The organism is Streptomyces sp. NPDC058620 (assembly GCF_042717135.1).
In the GTDB taxonomy this organism is placed as follows: domain Bacteria; phylum Actinomycetota; class Actinomycetes; order Streptomycetales; family Streptomycetaceae; genus Streptomyces.
Genome location: NZ_JBHXQO010000005.1, coordinates 144,594 through 160,077, shown reverse-complemented (window position 1 = coordinate 160,077; position 15,484 = coordinate 144,594). Strand labels below are relative to the sequence as shown.

22 protein-coding genes are annotated in these 15,484 nt (G+C 70.2%); 21 read left to right on the top strand and 1 reads right to left on the bottom strand.

All coding sequences use genetic code 11. The features are described 5' to 3' along the window. The first annotated feature begins 32 nt into the window (after positions 1 to 32). The 19 genes from ACFWSK_RS08335 to ACFWSK_RS08245 all read left to right on the top strand — a co-directional run bounded on the left by ACFWSK_RS08335 (position 33) and on the right by ACFWSK_RS08245 (position 12,974). Entirely contained in the window at positions 33 to 788 is a 756-nt protein-coding gene (locus tag ACFWSK_RS08335; RefSeq protein ID WP_383783073.1) for a DNA-methyltransferase, read from the top strand. 204 nt (positions 789 to 992) lie between these two features. After that, the gene (locus ACFWSK_RS08330) at positions 993 to 1,625 is read left to right on the top strand and encodes a DUF4913 domain-containing protein (protein WP_097242950.1); all 633 of its coding nucleotides are present in this window, start codon (positions 993 to 995) and stop codon (positions 1,623 to 1,625) included. Continuing rightward, a complete protein-coding gene (locus tag ACFWSK_RS08325; protein ID WP_383783072.1) occupies positions 1,622 to 2,107 on the top strand; it encodes a hypothetical protein in 486 nt (161 codons plus the stop codon). Before ACFWSK_RS08330 ends, ACFWSK_RS08325 begins: the two co-directional genes overlap by 4 nt. Continuing rightward, the gene (locus ACFWSK_RS08320; RefSeq protein ID WP_383783071.1) at positions 2,104 to 2,817 is read left to right on the top strand and encodes a DUF3631 domain-containing protein; all 714 of its coding nucleotides are present in this window, start codon (positions 2,104 to 2,106) and stop codon (positions 2,815 to 2,817) included. The genes ACFWSK_RS08325 and ACFWSK_RS08320 overlap by 4 nt, the downstream gene beginning before the upstream one ends. 38 nt (positions 2,818 to 2,855) lie before the next feature. Further along, the gene (locus ACFWSK_RS08315) at positions 2,856 to 3,317 is read left to right on the top strand and encodes a GNAT family N-acetyltransferase (RefSeq protein ID WP_097242947.1); all 462 of its coding nucleotides are present in this window, start codon (positions 2,856 to 2,858) and stop codon (positions 3,315 to 3,317) included. Then, positions 3,314 to 3,991 carry a hypothetical protein gene (locus tag ACFWSK_RS08310; RefSeq protein ID WP_383783070.1) on the top strand — a complete coding sequence of 226 codons (678 nt, stop codon included), beginning with the start codon at positions 3,314 to 3,316 and terminating at the stop codon, positions 3,989 to 3,991. The genes ACFWSK_RS08315 and ACFWSK_RS08310 overlap by 4 nt, the downstream gene beginning before the upstream one ends. Before the next feature lie 57 nt (positions 3,992 to 4,048). Further along, positions 4,049 to 4,768, top strand: a complete 720-nt coding sequence (locus tag ACFWSK_RS08305; protein WP_383783069.1) for a hypothetical protein — start codon at positions 4,049 to 4,051, stop codon at positions 4,766 to 4,768. A gap of 198 nt (positions 4,769 to 4,966) precedes the next feature. Continuing rightward, on the top strand, positions 4,967 to 5,314 hold the full coding sequence (locus tag ACFWSK_RS08300) for an SH3 domain-containing protein (RefSeq protein ID WP_053928736.1): 348 nt from the start codon (positions 4,967 to 4,969) through the stop codon (positions 5,312 to 5,314). A 61-nt stretch (positions 5,315 to 5,375) separates the two neighbouring features. After that, a complete protein-coding gene (locus ACFWSK_RS08295) occupies positions 5,376 to 5,834 on the top strand; it encodes a hypothetical protein (protein WP_383783068.1) in 459 nt (152 codons plus the stop codon). Beyond that, positions 5,831 to 6,259, top strand: coding sequence for a hypothetical protein (locus ACFWSK_RS08290; protein WP_383783067.1), 429 nt, complete (start codon positions 5,831 to 5,833; stop codon positions 6,257 to 6,259). The genes ACFWSK_RS08295 and ACFWSK_RS08290 overlap by 4 nt, the downstream gene beginning before the upstream one ends. 12 nt (positions 6,260 to 6,271) lie before the next feature. Further along, positions 6,272 to 6,691 (top strand): hypothetical protein, encoded by a 420-nt coding sequence (locus ACFWSK_RS08285; protein ID WP_383783066.1) that lies wholly within the window; start codon positions 6,272 to 6,274, stop codon positions 6,689 to 6,691. Between the two features lie 30 nt (positions 6,692 to 6,721). Continuing rightward, positions 6,722 to 7,615, top strand: coding sequence for a winged helix-turn-helix transcriptional regulator (locus ACFWSK_RS08280; protein ID WP_185300770.1), 894 nt, complete (start codon positions 6,722 to 6,724; stop codon positions 7,613 to 7,615). After that, the gene (locus tag ACFWSK_RS08275) at positions 7,612 to 8,127 is read left to right on the top strand and encodes a hypothetical protein (RefSeq protein WP_383783065.1); all 516 of its coding nucleotides are present in this window, start codon (positions 7,612 to 7,614) and stop codon (positions 8,125 to 8,127) included. The genes ACFWSK_RS08280 and ACFWSK_RS08275 overlap by 4 nt, the downstream gene beginning before the upstream one ends. Further along, positions 8,124 to 9,365 (top strand): MFS transporter, encoded by a 1,242-nt coding sequence (locus tag ACFWSK_RS08270; protein ID WP_383783064.1) that lies wholly within the window; start codon positions 8,124 to 8,126, stop codon positions 9,363 to 9,365. Before ACFWSK_RS08275 ends, ACFWSK_RS08270 begins: the two co-directional genes overlap by 4 nt. A gap of 36 nt (positions 9,366 to 9,401) precedes the next feature. Then, on the top strand, positions 9,402 to 9,740 hold the full coding sequence (locus ACFWSK_RS08265; protein ID WP_097242940.1) for a hypothetical protein: 339 nt from the start codon (positions 9,402 to 9,404) through the stop codon (positions 9,738 to 9,740). Positions 9,741 to 9,796: 56 nt separating this feature from the next. Next, entirely contained in the window at positions 9,797 to 11,020 is a 1,224-nt protein-coding gene (locus tag ACFWSK_RS08260) for an ATP-grasp domain-containing protein (protein ID WP_383783063.1), read from the top strand. A 41-nt stretch (positions 11,021 to 11,061) separates the two neighbouring features. After that, positions 11,062 to 11,946 (top strand): DUF317 domain-containing protein, encoded by an 885-nt coding sequence (locus tag ACFWSK_RS08255; protein WP_383783062.1) that lies wholly within the window; start codon positions 11,062 to 11,064, stop codon positions 11,944 to 11,946. Between the two features lie 33 nt (positions 11,947 to 11,979). Beyond that, positions 11,980 to 12,453, top strand: a complete 474-nt coding sequence (locus ACFWSK_RS08250) for a hypothetical protein (protein WP_383783061.1) — start codon at positions 11,980 to 11,982, stop codon at positions 12,451 to 12,453. 26 nt (positions 12,454 to 12,479) lie between these two features. Beyond that, positions 12,480 to 12,974, top strand: coding sequence for a hypothetical protein (locus ACFWSK_RS08245; RefSeq protein ID WP_097242937.1), 495 nt, complete (start codon positions 12,480 to 12,482; stop codon positions 12,972 to 12,974). Between the two features lie 46 nt (positions 12,975 to 13,020). Here ACFWSK_RS08245 and ACFWSK_RS08240 read toward each other — a convergent pair whose 3' ends face one another. Beyond that, positions 13,021 to 13,200: a hypothetical protein gene (locus ACFWSK_RS08240; RefSeq protein ID WP_239987848.1), complete on the bottom strand. Its 180-nt coding sequence runs from the start codon at positions 13,198 to 13,200 to the stop codon at positions 13,021 to 13,023. Here ACFWSK_RS08240 and ACFWSK_RS08235 point away from each other — a divergent pair. Then, the gene (locus ACFWSK_RS08235) at positions 13,193 to 14,059 is read left to right on the top strand and encodes a SpaA isopeptide-forming pilin-related protein (protein WP_383783060.1); all 867 of its coding nucleotides are present in this window, start codon (positions 13,193 to 13,195) and stop codon (positions 14,057 to 14,059) included. The genes ACFWSK_RS08240 and ACFWSK_RS08235 overlap by 8 nt on opposite strands. 484 nt (positions 14,060 to 14,543) lie before the next feature. After that, entirely contained in the window at positions 14,544 to 15,464 is a 921-nt protein-coding gene (locus tag ACFWSK_RS08230; RefSeq protein ID WP_383783059.1) for a hypothetical protein, read from the top strand. Positions 15,465 to 15,484: the final 20 nt, after the last annotated feature.

Genomic DNA, 15,484 nt, shown 5'->3' with positions numbered 1-15,484 from the left:
CCACGCCACCCGAACCGAATTGGGGTATCTCTTTGCCTTTTTCCCTGCACCAGGGCGACGCACTCGGCGTCCTCGCCGAGCTGCCGGACAACTGCGTCGACTCCGTGATCACCGACCCGCCGTACAACAGCGGCGGGCGGACGGCGAAGGAGAGGACCTCCCGGTCCGCGAAGCAGAAGTACACCTCCGCCGACGCCGGGCACGAGCTGCCGGACTTCACAGGCGAGAACATGGACCAGAGGAGCTACGGCTTCTGGCTGACCCAGATCATGACCGAGGCGCACCGGCTCACCAAGGTCGGCGGCACGGCGCTGCTGTTCACCGACTGGCGGCAGCTGCCCATCACCACGGATGCCATCCAGGCCGCCGGATGGCTCTGGCGCGGCGTGCTCGCCTGGCACAAGCCGCAGGCCAGGCCGCAGAAGGGACGCTTCACCCAGAACTGCGAATTCATCATCTGGGCCAGCAACGGACCGATCGACGCAGCGCGCAATCCCGTCTATCTGCCCGGCCTCTACAGCGCCTCGCAGCCCAGCGGCAAGGCTCGGCAGCACATCACACAGAAGCCCGTCTCCGTCATGCGTGAGCTGGTACAAATCGCTCCACCGGGAGGCACGGTGCTCGACTTCACCTGCGGATCCGGCTCGACCGGCGTCGCGGCCCTGCTGGAGGGCCGCGATTTCATCGGTGTCGAGAAGAGCAAGACCTATGCCGAGATCGCTGCCGACCGGCTCACCGAGGCGCAGCAACAGACCCTTACCCAGGATGACTTGACTCTCACGGTCTGAGGCATCTTCTGCTGAGGCGGCGCGCCTCGGAGCGCGCTCTGTATGTGCCCGCTCGTGCCGCGCGCAGAGTTATACCAGCCAAGTCCCGGTTACCGAAACCGGTGATTCTCCGGATGGTAGGAGCCGTAATTCACGCCCTATGGCTGCGGCTCAAGGAGGCCCCTTTTCGTGCCTGAATCCATAAACCCCCCGGACGACAGGGAGATGGAACCGGTCCGGCTTCCGGACTCCGACCTGGAAAGCATCGAGGCGAGCGTCCGCAAACTGCTGGACCAGTCCGCGGAGCAGGCCCGCCAGCTCGACAGCCTCGCCTCCGCGCCACCGCCTGCGGACTCGCCGTTCGGCGCCTTCGGGATGCCGGGCATGTCGGGGTTCGCGGGCCTGCCGTCTCCGGCAGCCCCGCCCGAGCCCCGCCCGATCCTTGAGCTGGAGGGCGAGGAGTACGAAGACGAACTGGACTCCTTGTCCGACTGGGTGGATGACTTCCTCGTCCGGGTCTACGGGGCGGAGGTCACGACCGCCGCCCCGTGGTGCGAGCAGTGGCAGGAACACGCTGATGTCGTCGCCTGGCTCCACGCACTATGGCTCGCTTACCAGCAGCACAAGGACCCGGAGGCGGGGCCGGCCGGTCTGTTCGTCTGGCACCGGGACTTTCTCACCCACGCCATGGCCACCGTGCGGGCGGCCGGCGGTCCGCTGTCCGCGTGCATGACCGACCCGGACCGGCCCGCGCACCGCCTGCTGCCCGGCCCGCCGCCTTCGAACCGGACCACCACCACGACCGAGGAGCCCGAGGAGCCCGAGGAGAACAGCGAACTCGGCCAGGCCGACGGATGACGGGCCGCGAGGACCGGCCGGCCTTCGGCCTCTCCTTCGACCCCCGCGCCCTGACCGACCTGCTCCAAGCCCCATGCGACATCCGGGACCTGGCCCTCGCCCAGCTCCAGGACGTGGTCGACGCACGCCTCTTCGGCACCAAGCTCACCCGCGATCTCGTCGGATGCCGCAAGGTCTACGTCGATCACCGCAACGCCTGGCGCATCGTCTACGCCCAGCGGCCGGCGCCCGCGAATTCCACGCACACCACCGAGATCCACGTCGTGGCCGTACGTCCGCGCGAGGCCCACGACGTGTACGACACCGCCCGTGCCCGCCTGGGCATCAGGCGGCGCCCGCTCGGAGAGCGCCCCCATGCCGCTCGCACCCGCTCACCGCAGCTGACCACGCGGCAGCCCGTACCCAAGCCCGGTCCACCGCCCTATGCGGTGCCCGGCCTTCCCCGCCCCGCCTCCCCACCCCTGAAGGGCCCTGTTCGTTGACGCAGTTCCCCACCCTGATCGACCAGATCGCCGCCGCCGTACTGGCGCCGGCCGAGGTCACCGAGAACCCGCAGCACCGCGCCATCCTCAACGTGTTCGTCGAGATCCAGGAACTCGACTGGCAGCTCGCCGAGCTGGCCGCCGCCGACCTGCCCGGGGTCAGCGCCGGCGAGCAGCTGGACACGCTGACCGACCTGCTCGTCGAGCGCATGGCAGCGGGGGCCGAGCTGAGCGCACTGCTGTCCACCTCCTGCTGCTGCGCCGCCGCGTTCGAGCCCGACCCGCCGGGCGAGTACGACCCGGCGGAGGACGACGAGCCCGACTTCGACCCGGACTTCGAGGGCTTCGACGACTTCGAGGACCTGGAGGGCATGGAGGGCATGGACGAATTCGACGACCTCCACGAGGAGGCGGTCGAGGACTTCCTGTCCTGTCCCAGTCGCCCGCAGACCATCGTCCACGCCTGCCTCGATGTCTTCGACGCCCACGGCTCCCCGGAGTACGTCAGCTCCGCGGAGCTGGTCGAGCGCCTGCGTGAACTGCCCGGTCACGCCGATGCGCGCTGGCGCTACTCCGACCTCAACGCTCTGCGGCTGTCCCTGATCCTGCGGCGCTCCCACGGAGTCCAGTCCCACAGGCCGCGGGCGGCCGACGGCAGCCGCTACCGGGCGTTCCGGCGCGCGGACCTGCTGGGCGCCCTCGCGGACTGACCCTGCTGACGCACCCCGCCCTTGCGCAGACCCGCCTGGTGACGGCGGCGGACGGGGACCTGGTCGCCGCCTTCCACGAGCAGTGCTCCGAGGCGAACCTGCTGCGCCGCTGGGGCCGGACTCGCCTCCTGCCCCGTGACTTGACACGGCTGCTCGACCAGGCCAGATGCTGGATCGGGCTCGGCGCCGACGGGCGGCCACTGGCCCTCGTCTGCGTCGGGCCCGTCAGCCGGGAGCCAGGCGTCGCCGACCTCGGACTGCAAGTCGCCGACGACCGGCACCGTCAGGGCATCGGCACGGCCCTTGCCTGGCAGGCATCGGCCGTCGCCCGCGCGCGCGGAGCGCACACCCTCGCCGCGTTCACGCAGGCGTCCAACACAGCGATGCTCCGCCTCATGGACAGGCTGGGCCCGACCCGGCACACCCGCGACGGCGCGTACGTCGAGGTCCGCGTCGCTCTGGACGCGTCTGCTCCGGATCCAGAAATCCCTCCGCCATGACCTCATCCCCTTCCGACCGGCTCACCCGGACCGCCCTCGATCACCGGATCGAGACCGCAATGGGCCGGAGCGTCGAGGAACTGCGGCAGCACCGCGACGACGGTCTCCTCGACGCACCGCACGCCGCCTTGGCAGATGCTCACCGCGACCTCGTGGCGGCCGAGCGGGACGTCGGCTTCTACCGCGTCCGGCTCGCCCGCCTCGCCTCCAGCGATCTGCCCGTGGACCAGGCACTGTTCGCCCGGATCGACCGCACCCTCGACCAGCTGGCCCAGGCCGCCCGCCTACGAGAGGCGAAGCAGACCACTGCCGCCGCCGCTCTGGAGCCGATCGAGGCCGGCGCTCTGCGGCAGGTGCCCCGACAGATCCCGACCAAGGACGTCGCGGCCCTGCTGGCCATCGCCCAGGGCGCCAAGCTCCACGAACACCTCGTCACCCACCGGCTGGCCGTGGCGACGCCCACGCGCACCCGTATTTCCTACACCCAGCTGCAGCGCCTGGAGGCGCACGGCCTCGTGGAGCGCGACAGCTCGCACCCGATGCAAGCCGGACAGCCCGTCACCCTCACCGACGCCGGCCGAGCCGCCCTGACCGCTCCCCGCCGCGCCGGCCCACCCAGTGCCGCGCCCTCTCCGCCACCGGCCCTTCCAGCCATTTCCCGTCCCCGCCGCTGAACGGGCGCCGTGCACGCCACGCGCACGGCGCCCAGGCGTCATCGAACGAAAGCCACGATGCCCAGCTACGAACCCGACTTCCGTCTCGACGGATACGAAGCCGTCAACAACAACGTCGCCGAACAGTTCTGGGGGAGCATCGGCATCGAGCAGGACGACATGACCGTGCTCGCCGAGCACCACAGCGCGGACGGAGAGCACAGCTTCTTCGTCATGCACAACCGGGCCGTCACCTGGGGTATCCCCGGGGAACCCCAGATCGCCGCCCTGCACCTCAAGCGCGACCGGGCGACCCGCACCTTCCGTTTCGCCACCGAGATGCTGCCGCTGCCGTCCATGGCGCAGTCCTGGCTCGTCGCCCGCGGCTGCCCCGAGGAGGAGATCCTCCTGCCCGACGGTATGGGCACCGCCCCCGCGAACGACGCCACCCGCGCGCTGGAGAAGCGTCTGCGCAGTGACGGCGACCACTTCGCGCTGCTCACCAGCTACACGTACGACAGCGAGCCGATCGAGACCACCGTGCTGCTGCGGGCCCTCGACGAGAAGGCGGCGCTGCCCTTCCGCGTGCTGCTGGAAGAAGTCGACAGCGACGCATGGACACACACGCTGCGCGAAGGCGGCTTCCAGACGTTCGAGGCCGCCACCCAGTGGTGGGAAGCGCACTGGAGGGGCGACAAGCCGCCGCTGCCCGCAGCCTCACCTGCGGCCCGGCACACCACTGTTGCGGCTACCGGCGTGCCGGCCCGCCCCGCACCGCCGCGCGGACCGAGCCGCTGAACTCCCCTCAGCGCACACCCCTTTCTCTCTTCGAGACCGACAGAATGCCGCGAAATGCGTGTGAGGCGGCGCGGAACATAGCACGCAATCCCCGGTTACCGAAACCGGGGATTCTGCGGACTCTTGTTATCAGCCCGTACGGCATCCGCCTGGGGCTATTTTCGCATCCCCTCTCCATCGCCAGTTAGGACAAACTCCGTGCGCATTACTCGCGTTGCCGCTGCCGCAGCGGTCTGTGCGGCACTCGCGCTGCCCGCCGTCACCGCTACGGCCGCCAACGCCGCAGCTCCGGGCGCCGTCGCTGCCTCCACCTCGTGCCACAAGGCAGACCCGTACAAGGTGCACGGGACCAGCGCGGTCACCATCCGCTCGAAGGCGTCGTCGAAATCGACTGCCGTCGGAGTCCTCTACCGGACCCACAAGTTCACCGTCCACAAGAAGACCAAGACCGGCTCGTGGGTCTACATCACGGACAAGAAGACCGGCGTAACGGGCTGGGTGTCCGGCACGTACGTCTACCGGACCGTCTACATGTGCCTGGACTAACCAGCCGCGCCCCAATTTCCCATTCCTGCACCGGAATCCTCGAAATGAAGGGAGCCACGCTGTGCCCGACACCAGCGAAGACGTGATGAGCGTCCTCACCGAGCGCATCGAAGACCGATTCCAGATGCCGATCGCCGACCTGCGCCGGGCGGTTGAGGCGGCACCGCAGGCCAACCCCGAGGCCACCACCCTCGTGCACTGGCACGGCCTGCTCACCGAAACGCAGCAGGCACTCGACACCGCGGAAGACGCGCTCGTCGAGGCCCTGGGCACCCAGCCGGCCGACGTACTCGACGATCCCGTCATGGAGCTGGCCCACCAGGTCAACTCCGCTGTCGCCTCCCGCGACGGCCGCGCCATGGTCGTGAACTACCTCCTCGACCCCAACGCACCCGGCAAGCGAGGCCCCGGCACGTGGCGCGGCGCGTCCCCCGCCACCCGCCGTGCTCCGGCCCTGCCCACCTCCCCGCCCACACTGCCCAGCGCGCGGAACACGACAGCGCGAGGGACAGCACGGTGAGCGTCATCGACAAATCGACCAGCCGCGATGCGGCACTGCAGGAAGCGTTCGGCACCGAAGTAGACGCGCTGTACGCGCAGTCAGCCTGCGGTGAGGCGAATGCCGCACTCCAGTGCGCACTGGAGCTGCGGAGCTTCCTCGCCGTCGCCGAGGAGCACCTGGAACGGGTGCACAACATCGCCGAGTCCGACTGCCAGATGGGCGAGCTGTCCAGCGACGACTTGCACCGTCACGACCAGTGGATTGAGGCCGCTGAGGCCAACTGCGACCTCTATGGATCCGCCCTCGACGAGCTGCTCCTCACCATGCCGCCGCCGAGCCACCCGAACGTTCCGCGCGCCGGGCCGCGACCCAAGGTCACCGCCACAGCGCCACCCGCCCCGCCCGGACCCCGAGCCGGGGCGGTGCAGGCCCGACGCCCCTGAAAGCCACACCGATTGCCCCAGCCAGACGACCCCGCCCACGCCGTTTCCCAGATCCTCGCCCAGCGCATCGAGGCGCTGTACGGACAGCCGCTCGCTGAACTCGAAGCCCTCGCCGACGCCCCCGAGAGCACCCTGCTCGCCGCCCTGACCGGCAACCACAGCGCCCTGGCCTTCGCCGAACGCAACATCGCCTTCCAGCTGGAACGCCTGCGCGAACTCACCTCCCCCGACAGGGAGATCGGCCAGTTCGACGCCGGCCACATCCTCGACTGCGCCCGCCGCATCGCGGAGTCCGTCGCCACCCGCGACGCCTACGCCAAGAGCACCGGCGCCGTCCTGGGCGGCCTGCGCCGCGCCACGGCCCCGGACACCCAACCCCCGGCTCCGCCCGTGCCCGCAGCCCCGACGGCCGCCGCCTCCCGCACCCGCTGATCCACTCGTACCGCTTGAGGAGCCCCTTCCTTGGCCACCACCGCGCCGCCCCCCTCCGCATCGCACGACCTCTCCGGCGTCACCAAGACCCTGGATCTCCTCGCCCCGCGCTGGAGCGTGTGGGTGCTGATGACCCTCTCCTCGCAGACACTGCGCTACGCCGAGATCAAGCCCCGGCTCCCGTGGCTCGCGGACGGCCAGCTCCACCCCCGGCTGCGCCACCTCACCAGCGCCGGCGTGGTCGAGCGCACGGAGTACGCCCCACGCCACGTCACTTACGGCCTCACCAGCCGCGGCGCTGCTCTGATGCCGGTCCTCGCCACGATCGCGTCCTGGGGCGACACGTATCTGGAGAAGGACACGGTCGCCAACAAGACCACCGGCGAGATAGAGCCCGAGCGGATCCCGCCGGCCCAGAACATCGACGACGCGCTCGCCCTGATCGCGCCGCGGCACGCCACCCCGATCCTGTGGTCCCTGCAGGCCCGGGGCAGCGCGACCGCCAAGACCCTGGCCACCGAAGCCATGCCCGGCTACGGGCTGACCGCCGTCTACAAGCCGCTGGAGCGACTTGCCGCCGACGGCCTCATCACGGCCAGCGGCTCCGGCGACTACCAGCTGTCCGCCAGCGGCCGGGCACTTTCCCCCGTCTTCCAGGCGATCTCCGCCTGGGCCGCCGCCCCGCCCGCCGAGACCGATGCCCGCCGACCTCGGGGGCAGGGCCCGGCCCCGTCGCAGAACCGTTCCGGCCCCTGGGCGACCACCCCGTCGCGGCGTACGACACCCGCAGCTCCCGCAGTACGGTCCGCCGGCCCCGCCCTGACCACCACGGCCTCGGACAGCCCGGCGTGGAAAACGGGCGACCTCTTCTCCCACCAGATACCCGCCCGTCCGGTCTCCCCGACAGGAGGCCCGCGCCGATGACCCGCGCCCTGCACGACAGCCTCCTGAGCGAACGCCGCGCCATTCGGACCCTCACCCTGCCTGGCCTGATACGCCTGATCACCGAGATCGACGACAACGGGCCCATCAGCCACCGGCGCGGCAGCCTGCAAGGTGCCTTCGGCGACCTCACTCCCGGGCAACTGCGCCACGCCATCGACACCGCCCGCGCCCTCCACCTGGTCCACTCCGACGAAACGACCCCCGACCGCTACCGGCTCACCGAGAGCGGCGAGGCCCTCGCCGAGGTCTACGACACCGCGGCCCGCTGGGCCCGCGCCCGCCAATTCCCCGCCGTCACCGTCGACTTCGTCACCCGGGTTCAGCACACCCTCCAGCTGCACAGCCGCGACCCGCACCCGAGCGGGCCGTCGCCGGAGCCATCGGCACCTCGCAATGCCCTGACCGACTGGCTGCAGTCCAACCCCCGCGCCCTGGATCACGCCGACGCCCGCTCCTCTCAGGAGCCGGCGGAAGGCGGGCGCGCTGCGTGAGAACCCGTGTCGGACCGCGGCATGCCCGCCGCCCGGTCCCCACCCTGCTGCGCGGCATCTACCTGCCCCGCAGCATGGACGCCGGCGCGTTCGCCATGACCACGTACGGCATCCCCCTGCTGGTGCTCGCCACCACAAACTCCGCCGCACTGACCGGTCTCGCGTTCGCGCTGGAGTGGATCCCGCGCCTCGGCGCTTTCGCTCTCGCCGGGGCGATGACCGACCGCTACGGCACCACCCGCGTCTTCCGCCTCGCCTCCGGGTCACGAGCAGTCGTCGTCCTGGCCGCCGCGCTGGCCCTGCCCGAACTACAGGGCGGTCTCAGCACCACCATCACGGTCATGGCGCTCGCCGCCCTGACCGGCGTGCTCACAGAGTTCTCCTACATCGCCGCCGAAACCGCGGGCGGCGTGGCCAGCCGCGCGGCCGGCGAGCGTGCCCACCGCGTGCAGTCCGTACTGCTCGGCATCGACCAGGTCGGCACCCTGGCCGGCCCCGCACTCGCCGGCCTGCTCCTGGAGCAGGCCGGGGCATCCGGGATGCTGACCACGATCGCCGCTTTCTCCCTCCTCGCCTGCGCGTTCGCCCCCCGGCAACCCGCCCAGCAGCGCACCACTGCTCCGGAGCCCATCCTCAAAGGGCTCCACACCGGCTGGACAACGCTCAAGTCGCTCCCCGCGCTGGCCTGGCTGATCACCGGGCTTACCTTGTCGAACCTGGCAGTCGGCCTCCTCCAGGCCGCGGCCCCGGTCATCGTGGTCAAGCAGCTCGGACACTCCAGCGCCGACGTGGGTGTGATCTGGTCCGTAGCCGCCGCAGCAACACTGGTCACGGTCGCCGTCTGCCGACGCGCCATCGACCGGTGGGGCCTATGGCCGGTCGGTGCTCTCTCCGCCTCCATCGCCGCCAGCGCCTGCCTGGCCGTCTCACTGACCCACACCTACACCGCGTACCTCGTGCTGATCGCGGTGCTCATGGCCGGCGAGGGCGGCATGACCGTCGTACTGCGCACCCTGCGCTCCCACCTCATCCCCGCCGAGGTGTTCGGCAGCACCCTCTCGTTGACGATCCTCGTCCTCCTGCTGCCCTTTCCGGTGGCCGGCGTCCTCATTGCCGCTGTGCCACCCACCCTGCTCGGCCACGTGATCATCGGCTGCGCCGTTCTGCAGGCCCTCGGCCTGTTCATCGCCTTCGCGCGCCTGCGCACCCTTCCCGGCCTGCGCGCCTCCCTCGCCTGACCGGCCGCCCCACCGTTCACCTTGGAGACCTATCCGATGCCCACGACCGACGCCACGGCGACCCAGACCGTACTGCCGGTGTTTCGTCCCTCGCTTCGCGCCGGCTCCCGGCCCACGCTCACCGACCAGTTCCTGGCCTTCGACTGCGAGCACCCCTACGTCTACCGGGCCCTGGAGCGGCTGACCGCCGAGCGGATAGCCGCCGGCGCCACCCGCATCGGGCTCAAGGGCCTCTTCGAAGAACTGCGGTGGCGGCTGCCCCAGGGCGTGCGCGGCCTCAACAACAACTACACCGCGTTCTACGCCCGCAAGTTGATCGAGGACCACCCCCACTGGGCTCCCGCCTTCGAGCTGCGCCGCCGCCGCACCCCCTGAACTCCTGCGCGTCATCTCTCAACTACGCCTCAGCTCATCCACTTTGGAGTGCCTCCATGCCCTCTCGCACCATCCTCGTCACGACGACCTCCGGATCGGAGGCGCAGGCGTACCGCGGCTACTGTCTCGAAAGCGTCGCCGCGTCCTACGACATCGTGCTGATCACCCCCGGCGAGCCCACGTGGGAAAAGGAATTCATCAGCGACTTCGAGATCGCCGACCCCGACGACGCCGAGGCGCTCGCCCAGGCCGGTCGGGCCCTGGCCGACCGCCACCAGCTGGCTGGCGTGGCGACGTGGACCGAGTGGTACCTCACCCAGACCGCCCGCCTCGCACGCCGGCTCGGCCTGCCCACGAACAGCCCGGAGGTGATGGAGGCAGCCCGCAACAAGGCCACCGCCCGCACCTTGTTCGCCCGGCACGGAGTCCCCTCGGCCTCCTCCATGACCGCACGCACACTGCTGGAGGCAGCGCTTGCCGCCGAGACCATCGGCTACCCCATCGTCCTTAAGCCCGCTGCCCGCGCCGCCAGCATCGGCGTCATCCGCGTGGACCGCGTGGAGGAACTGCCCGCCGGCTTCGAGTTCGCCTCGGCGGGAGCGCGCGACGGTATCGAAAGCACCCACGTCCTGGTGGAGGAATTCCTCGACGGCCCGGAAGTGAGCGTCGAGTGCGTCACTTACCGCGGCCACACCACCGCGGTCGCCGTCACCCGCAAGACCCTCGGCGACCCGCCGTTCTTCGAAGAGGTCGCCCACTGCGTCGACGCGGCCGACCCACTGCTCGCCCAGGTCGCCCCCGTCGCGGCGGCAGCCGTCAAGGCGCTCGGCATCACCGACGGCGTCCAGCACGTCGAGATGCGCCTGGTGAACGGGCGCCCGCGCCTGGTCGAGGTCAACGCCCGCCTGGGCGGCGACATGATCGGCCACCTCGTGCGCCTGGCCACCGGCGTCGACCTCCCCCGCGCCGCCGCTGACGTGGCCTGCGGACTGGCTCCCGACCTCACTTCGACACGCAGCCGGGCGGCGGCGATCCGGCTGGTCTACCCCGCCTACTCCGGCACCCTCACCGAGCGCCGTCTCGACGACACATTCCCCTGGCTCGAGCGCGTCAGCTTCCAGCGGGAAGTCGGCGACCTCCTCGTCCTGCCGCAGGACGGCGGCGACATGTTCACCGCCCGCATCGGCTACCTGATCACCACCGGCGCCAACGCCGCAGACGCGCAGGCACGCTCCACCGAGGCGTACCGGCACCTGGCCGTCCAGGTCACCCCCGCCTAGAGCCTCCCCGCGCGCCCGCCCCGACCCTCCCGGATGTCCAATTGACCGATCCCGATCCCGACCTCGACATCGACGGCGATGTCTACGTCTTCCCCCGCTACCTGGCCGGCACCACCGGCATCGGCGACCCCGCCCTTGAGCCCTTGATGCAGCTCGACTGGGAGCTGACCCACGACGACCTCGGCAACGCCTACCTCAACGCCCCCGACCACAAGGTCCGTCTCGGCTTCCTGCCCGAAGGCGACGACGACGGACTGTGGCGTATCAACGCCTACGTGGATCGCTTCGGGCCGCCCGCCTGGGGCGTCAGCTTCAACGACAGCTGCCCCACCGAGTTCGTCACCGCCTTCACCACGGCCCTGGCACAGGCATACCAGGACGGGACCGAGCACTACCTCGCCCAGCCCGACCCCACGGACCCCGAACTCGCCGCCTTCAACGCGGTCGCCCCTCTGATCAACCGCGGCTGGCAGATCCAGCATCCACGGTGGGGTGTGATGGAACTGCAGACCCCGGACGGGATGGCCGGCCTGGAATACGCCACCGGCCGGCTCGACGCGGAGAGGGAACTCACCACGCTGGAGGCCCGCTGGTACATGTGGGGCGGCCCGAAGAACGGATACGCCCGCTGGTACGCCACCGCCTCCACCAACACCCCGACGCCGCTGGTGAAGGCCATCACCCAGAGCGTGTCCGACACCGCACCGCTGCCGCGCTGGAAGGACTTCCTGTCGCGCGGACTGCGTGATCACGCCCAGCTCGTGCCCGTCACACCGCCGCCGCCCCCGGTGCCCACACCCCTCGACGTCCACCGCACCGCGCCGAGACGGCGTCCCGCGCTCACCACGCGCAGCGTCCCGCGCTGGAGCACCACCACGACCCCTTCAGCGCTCCTGCCCGCCCGTCCCTCCAGCCCGCGCCGCTGACTGCCAGATCGCCCCCTTTGCCTGTGAGGTCATGTGCCCCTTCACGCACAGCAGTTCTTCGATGACGTCCTCGAACTGCCCTTCTACCAGTACGCCATCGTCGGCGACGCCCTGTACGCAGCCCCGCAGCCAAACTCGGAGCTGCGGCTGTGCATCGGATTCGCCCCGCCCATCCGCCACGGCGAGTACGACGGACTGCGCCTGCGTGTTGTCCACCCCGAGCAGGGTGTCCTCGACACCGCGATCCTTCGCTTCGCCGACCACGGCACCTTTGAACGCCGCGACACCGCCCGCGGGCTCGTGGCCGGCCGCGACGGCTACGCCGTCATCCGGGACTGGCACGCAAACAGCAGCCAGCCGCCGTGGCACGGCGCGGACGGCACGGGGCTGCGCACCGCGATCGAGCAGTACGCCCACGTCTGGTTCCCGGAGCCTGTGTCCCGACCGCCAGCCCGACCGGTCGCCCAGCCCACACCCACCACCGTGTTTTCGCCCCGCAGCCGCTGACCACCTACCGCGCCACGGAGTTCCGGATGTCCCCGCCCCGATGGTTCCCCTCGCACCGACAGCCACCGTCGGCCACCGCGGTCTCTGGCCCGCCTCCGCCGTCGGGCCCGAACGGATTCTGGATCACGGATCCTGCGTTCCGTGATCGGCTGCACAGCGCGACGCTGACCCTCCTCGACATCGTCGAGGACCGTCTGAACGATGACGACGTCCCGCTTACCGAAGTCCTCGGCGGTGCCCGCGACCACGCCGAGCACATGCTCGGTGTCCCCAGCACCTACGGCGTCCTGGTCGAAGCCGAGGCCGCAGCGCAGATCGTGCAGGCCGCCGGCATCGACGCCGGCTCCCCCTTCGGTCTGGCCATCGCCCAGGGCCTGTCCGGCATCGAGCAGCTGCCCGTACAGCAGCAACAGCAGCTCGTCCGTGCCGCAGCCCGCAGATACGCGATCACCGCGCCTTCCCGTTCACCGGCCGCCCCGGCGACAGCACCTCCGCGTCCGGCGCCTGGCCGCTCCCGCTGAATCACCACCCTGCTCCATCAACCGCACGCGTTCCCTTGGAGAGTCCCTACTTGCGCATCCGCTCCGTTCTCACCCTTCCAGCTGCTGTGGCCGTCGCCGCCACCATGACCGGCAGCCTGTCCTGGGCGCCGACCGCCTCGGCCCAGAGCCCCGAGCCCACCCCGTCCGCTTCCGCGTCCTCGACTCCGAAGAGCGCGGCCGAGACGGAGTCCGGCGGTGTGGCCATCCTGAAGAAGGACCCCGGCGGCGACGTCCTCGCCGGGGCGGCCTTCACTCTCTTCGACTCCGCGGGGAAGGAGGCCGCCAGCGGCAAGACCAACGCCCAGGGACAGCTCGCCCTGCAGGACCTCGCTCCCGGGATCTACCGTCTCAAGGAGACCTCCAGCGGCAGCCCGTTGCATGACACTGTCGACGACCAGGACGTGATCGTCACTCCCGGCGCCGACACGCCCCTGACGATCGTGGATCCGTTCAAGGACGCCTCGGTCCTGCTGAAGGCCAAGGACGACAAGACCGGCAAGCTGCTGGCCGGGTCCACGGTCAACATCGGCAGCGGCGACAAGACCCTCCTGACGCTGACCACCGGCTCCGACGGCACGGCAAGCGGCAAGCTGCCCCTCAATTCCCGTACCAGCGGCGACTTCTGGGTCAAGCAAGTCAAGGCGCCCGACGGCTACGAGATCTACAAGCCGTCGAAGGCGTTCAAGGCCAAGCCGGGCGATCCCGTGACGGTGACCGTCACCAACGCCAAGACCGCCACCACCCCGCCGCCCGAAGAGAAGCCCACCGACAAGCCGAGCGACAAGCCCACCGACAAGCCGAGTGACCGGCCCACGCCGGACAAGCCCGGCAAGGACGAGGACACCCCGGCCCCGTCGGCTTCGGCTTCGGCCACGGACACCCCGACCACCGACGAGACCGCGTCGAGCAACGCGGCCCCCACCCCTGCGGGCTCGCTCGCGCACACCGGCGCGGACGCCACCCCGTGGATGATCGGCGGCGCCGGAGTGCTGATCGCCGCCGGCGGAGGCGCCCTCTACGCGGCCCGCCGACGTCGTACGGACGACTCCACCGACGAAAATTAACCTGCCCGCCCACATCGCTGAAGGCCCCCGGATTCCATGATTTCGGGGGCTTTTGCGTGGGCGCGTGGGGTGGACAGCCCGATCGAGTCGGTTCCCGTAGCGGGACGCTGCTGAGATGCCGCGCACGGCTGGCACGGACGCGACATCTCCCTGTTGTTCAGGTCAGCACGAGGAGACAGACATGTGGACCAGGTGGAGGAGTTCGCGGACCAGCCCGCCGGCCAACGTGGTGGTAGCGGCGTAGAGCGCTGCTTGCCCAAGGCCCACGACAAGACGGTGGCGGGCGCGTCGCCGCTTCGGGGCGGGGCGGTGCGTACGGTGGGACATGACGGTCTCCGTTCAGGGGATGTGTCGGCTGCCCCCGCACCGCGTGTTCCTGGCAGGGATACGGTGCGGGGCGCAGTTTCTGCTGGACCCAAGCCTTACGGGTGACGTGTGCTGAACGCAGCTTTCAGGGTTCGAATTTCGATGTAAGTTCGGCCCCATGAAAGGCGATCAGGCCACCACGTGGACCGAGGGAACGTCGGCCGACCTGGTCGCCGACGCGCTCGCGATGGGTGTGAAAGCCAGTCCCAGAATGGTGACCTCCTGGGTCGAGGACGGCATGCTCGCCAACCCCGAACCGCGCAAGACCAGCGCGCACGGCAGCGATCCGCGGATCTTCCCGCCCGAGCAACGCGAGCTGTTCACCAGACTTCTTGAGGCCCGGGAGCGCTCCCCCCTGGGGCGCATCCCGCAGCGCGCTCTAATCCGCGTCGTGCTGTTCCTGTGGCTGATCGACGACACGATCGTGCCCACCCCGCAGGCGCGCCGAGCCTGGCGTACCCATGCACGCGCCGCCGGGCAGACGACCGCCGTTCGACGAGGCCAGAACGTTCGCACCCTGGTTGAGCAACTTGCCCACCCCTCAGCCACCCATAAGCAACGGCGCGCCGCCCAGCTCGTCATCGAGGAGGGCGAGCGGACCGGGAGGATCGACATCAACAGACTGACCTGGGTCCTCACGGAGCTGAACTCGCCCTGGTCGACTCAGCCGGGTATGCCGAGGATCGAACGAGCGCTTCCTGGCCCATTCGGGCCGATCTCTGTCCAGCACCACATCGCCATGTGGAAGGCCCGCCAGCAAACCTTCCGCAGCCTCCGGCACGAGGAGATCGACGAGACCGAACTCGACCGAGTACGCACCGTATACAGGCCGAGTTGGGCCGACTACCAGGCCAGCCGGCCCGCCATGGCAACCATAGGTGCAGGAGAGTTTGCGGCGTACTTCGCAGAGCCCGACACGATGGAAGGTCACGCGATCGAGGCGGTCGATGCCTTCGTGGGAACTCTCGCCGGAGAACTCGGACTGATCGAAGCCGCCTCCCATGCCACAGAGTCGGCACGTCTCAGACTGGCGCACTGACGGTCCCCGAGGCCGCGCTC

Coding starts and splice junctions, on each gene's coding strand:
- ACFWSK_RS08330 (WP_097242950.1), top strand. CDS start 993: ATGGAACCGGTCCGGCTTCCGGACTCCGACCTGGAAAGCATCGAGGCG.
- ACFWSK_RS08325 (WP_383783072.1), top strand. CDS start 1,622: ATGACGGGCCGCGAGGACCGGCCGGCCTTCGGCCTCTCCTTCGACCCC.
- ACFWSK_RS08310 (WP_383783070.1), top strand. CDS start 3,314: ATGACCTCATCCCCTTCCGACCGGCTCACCCGGACCGCCCTCGATCAC.
- ACFWSK_RS08305 (WP_383783069.1), top strand. CDS start 4,049: ATGCCCAGCTACGAACCCGACTTCCGTCTCGACGGATACGAAGCCGTC.
- ACFWSK_RS08275 (WP_383783065.1), top strand. CDS start 7,612: ATGACCCGCGCCCTGCACGACAGCCTCCTGAGCGAACGCCGCGCCATT.
- ACFWSK_RS08265 (WP_097242940.1), top strand. CDS start 9,402: ATGCCCACGACCGACGCCACGGCGACCCAGACCGTACTGCCGGTGTTT.
- ACFWSK_RS08260 (WP_383783063.1), top strand. CDS start 9,797: ATGCCCTCTCGCACCATCCTCGTCACGACGACCTCCGGATCGGAGGCG.
- ACFWSK_RS08245 (WP_097242937.1), top strand. CDS start 12,480: ATGTCCCCGCCCCGATGGTTCCCCTCGCACCGACAGCCACCGTCGGCC.
- ACFWSK_RS08240 (WP_239987848.1), bottom strand. CDS start 13,200: ATGGCCACACCGCCGGACTCCGTCTCGGCCGCGCTCTTCGGAGTCGAG.
- ACFWSK_RS08230 (WP_383783059.1), top strand. CDS start 14,544: ATGAAAGGCGATCAGGCCACCACGTGGACCGAGGGAACGTCGGCCGAC.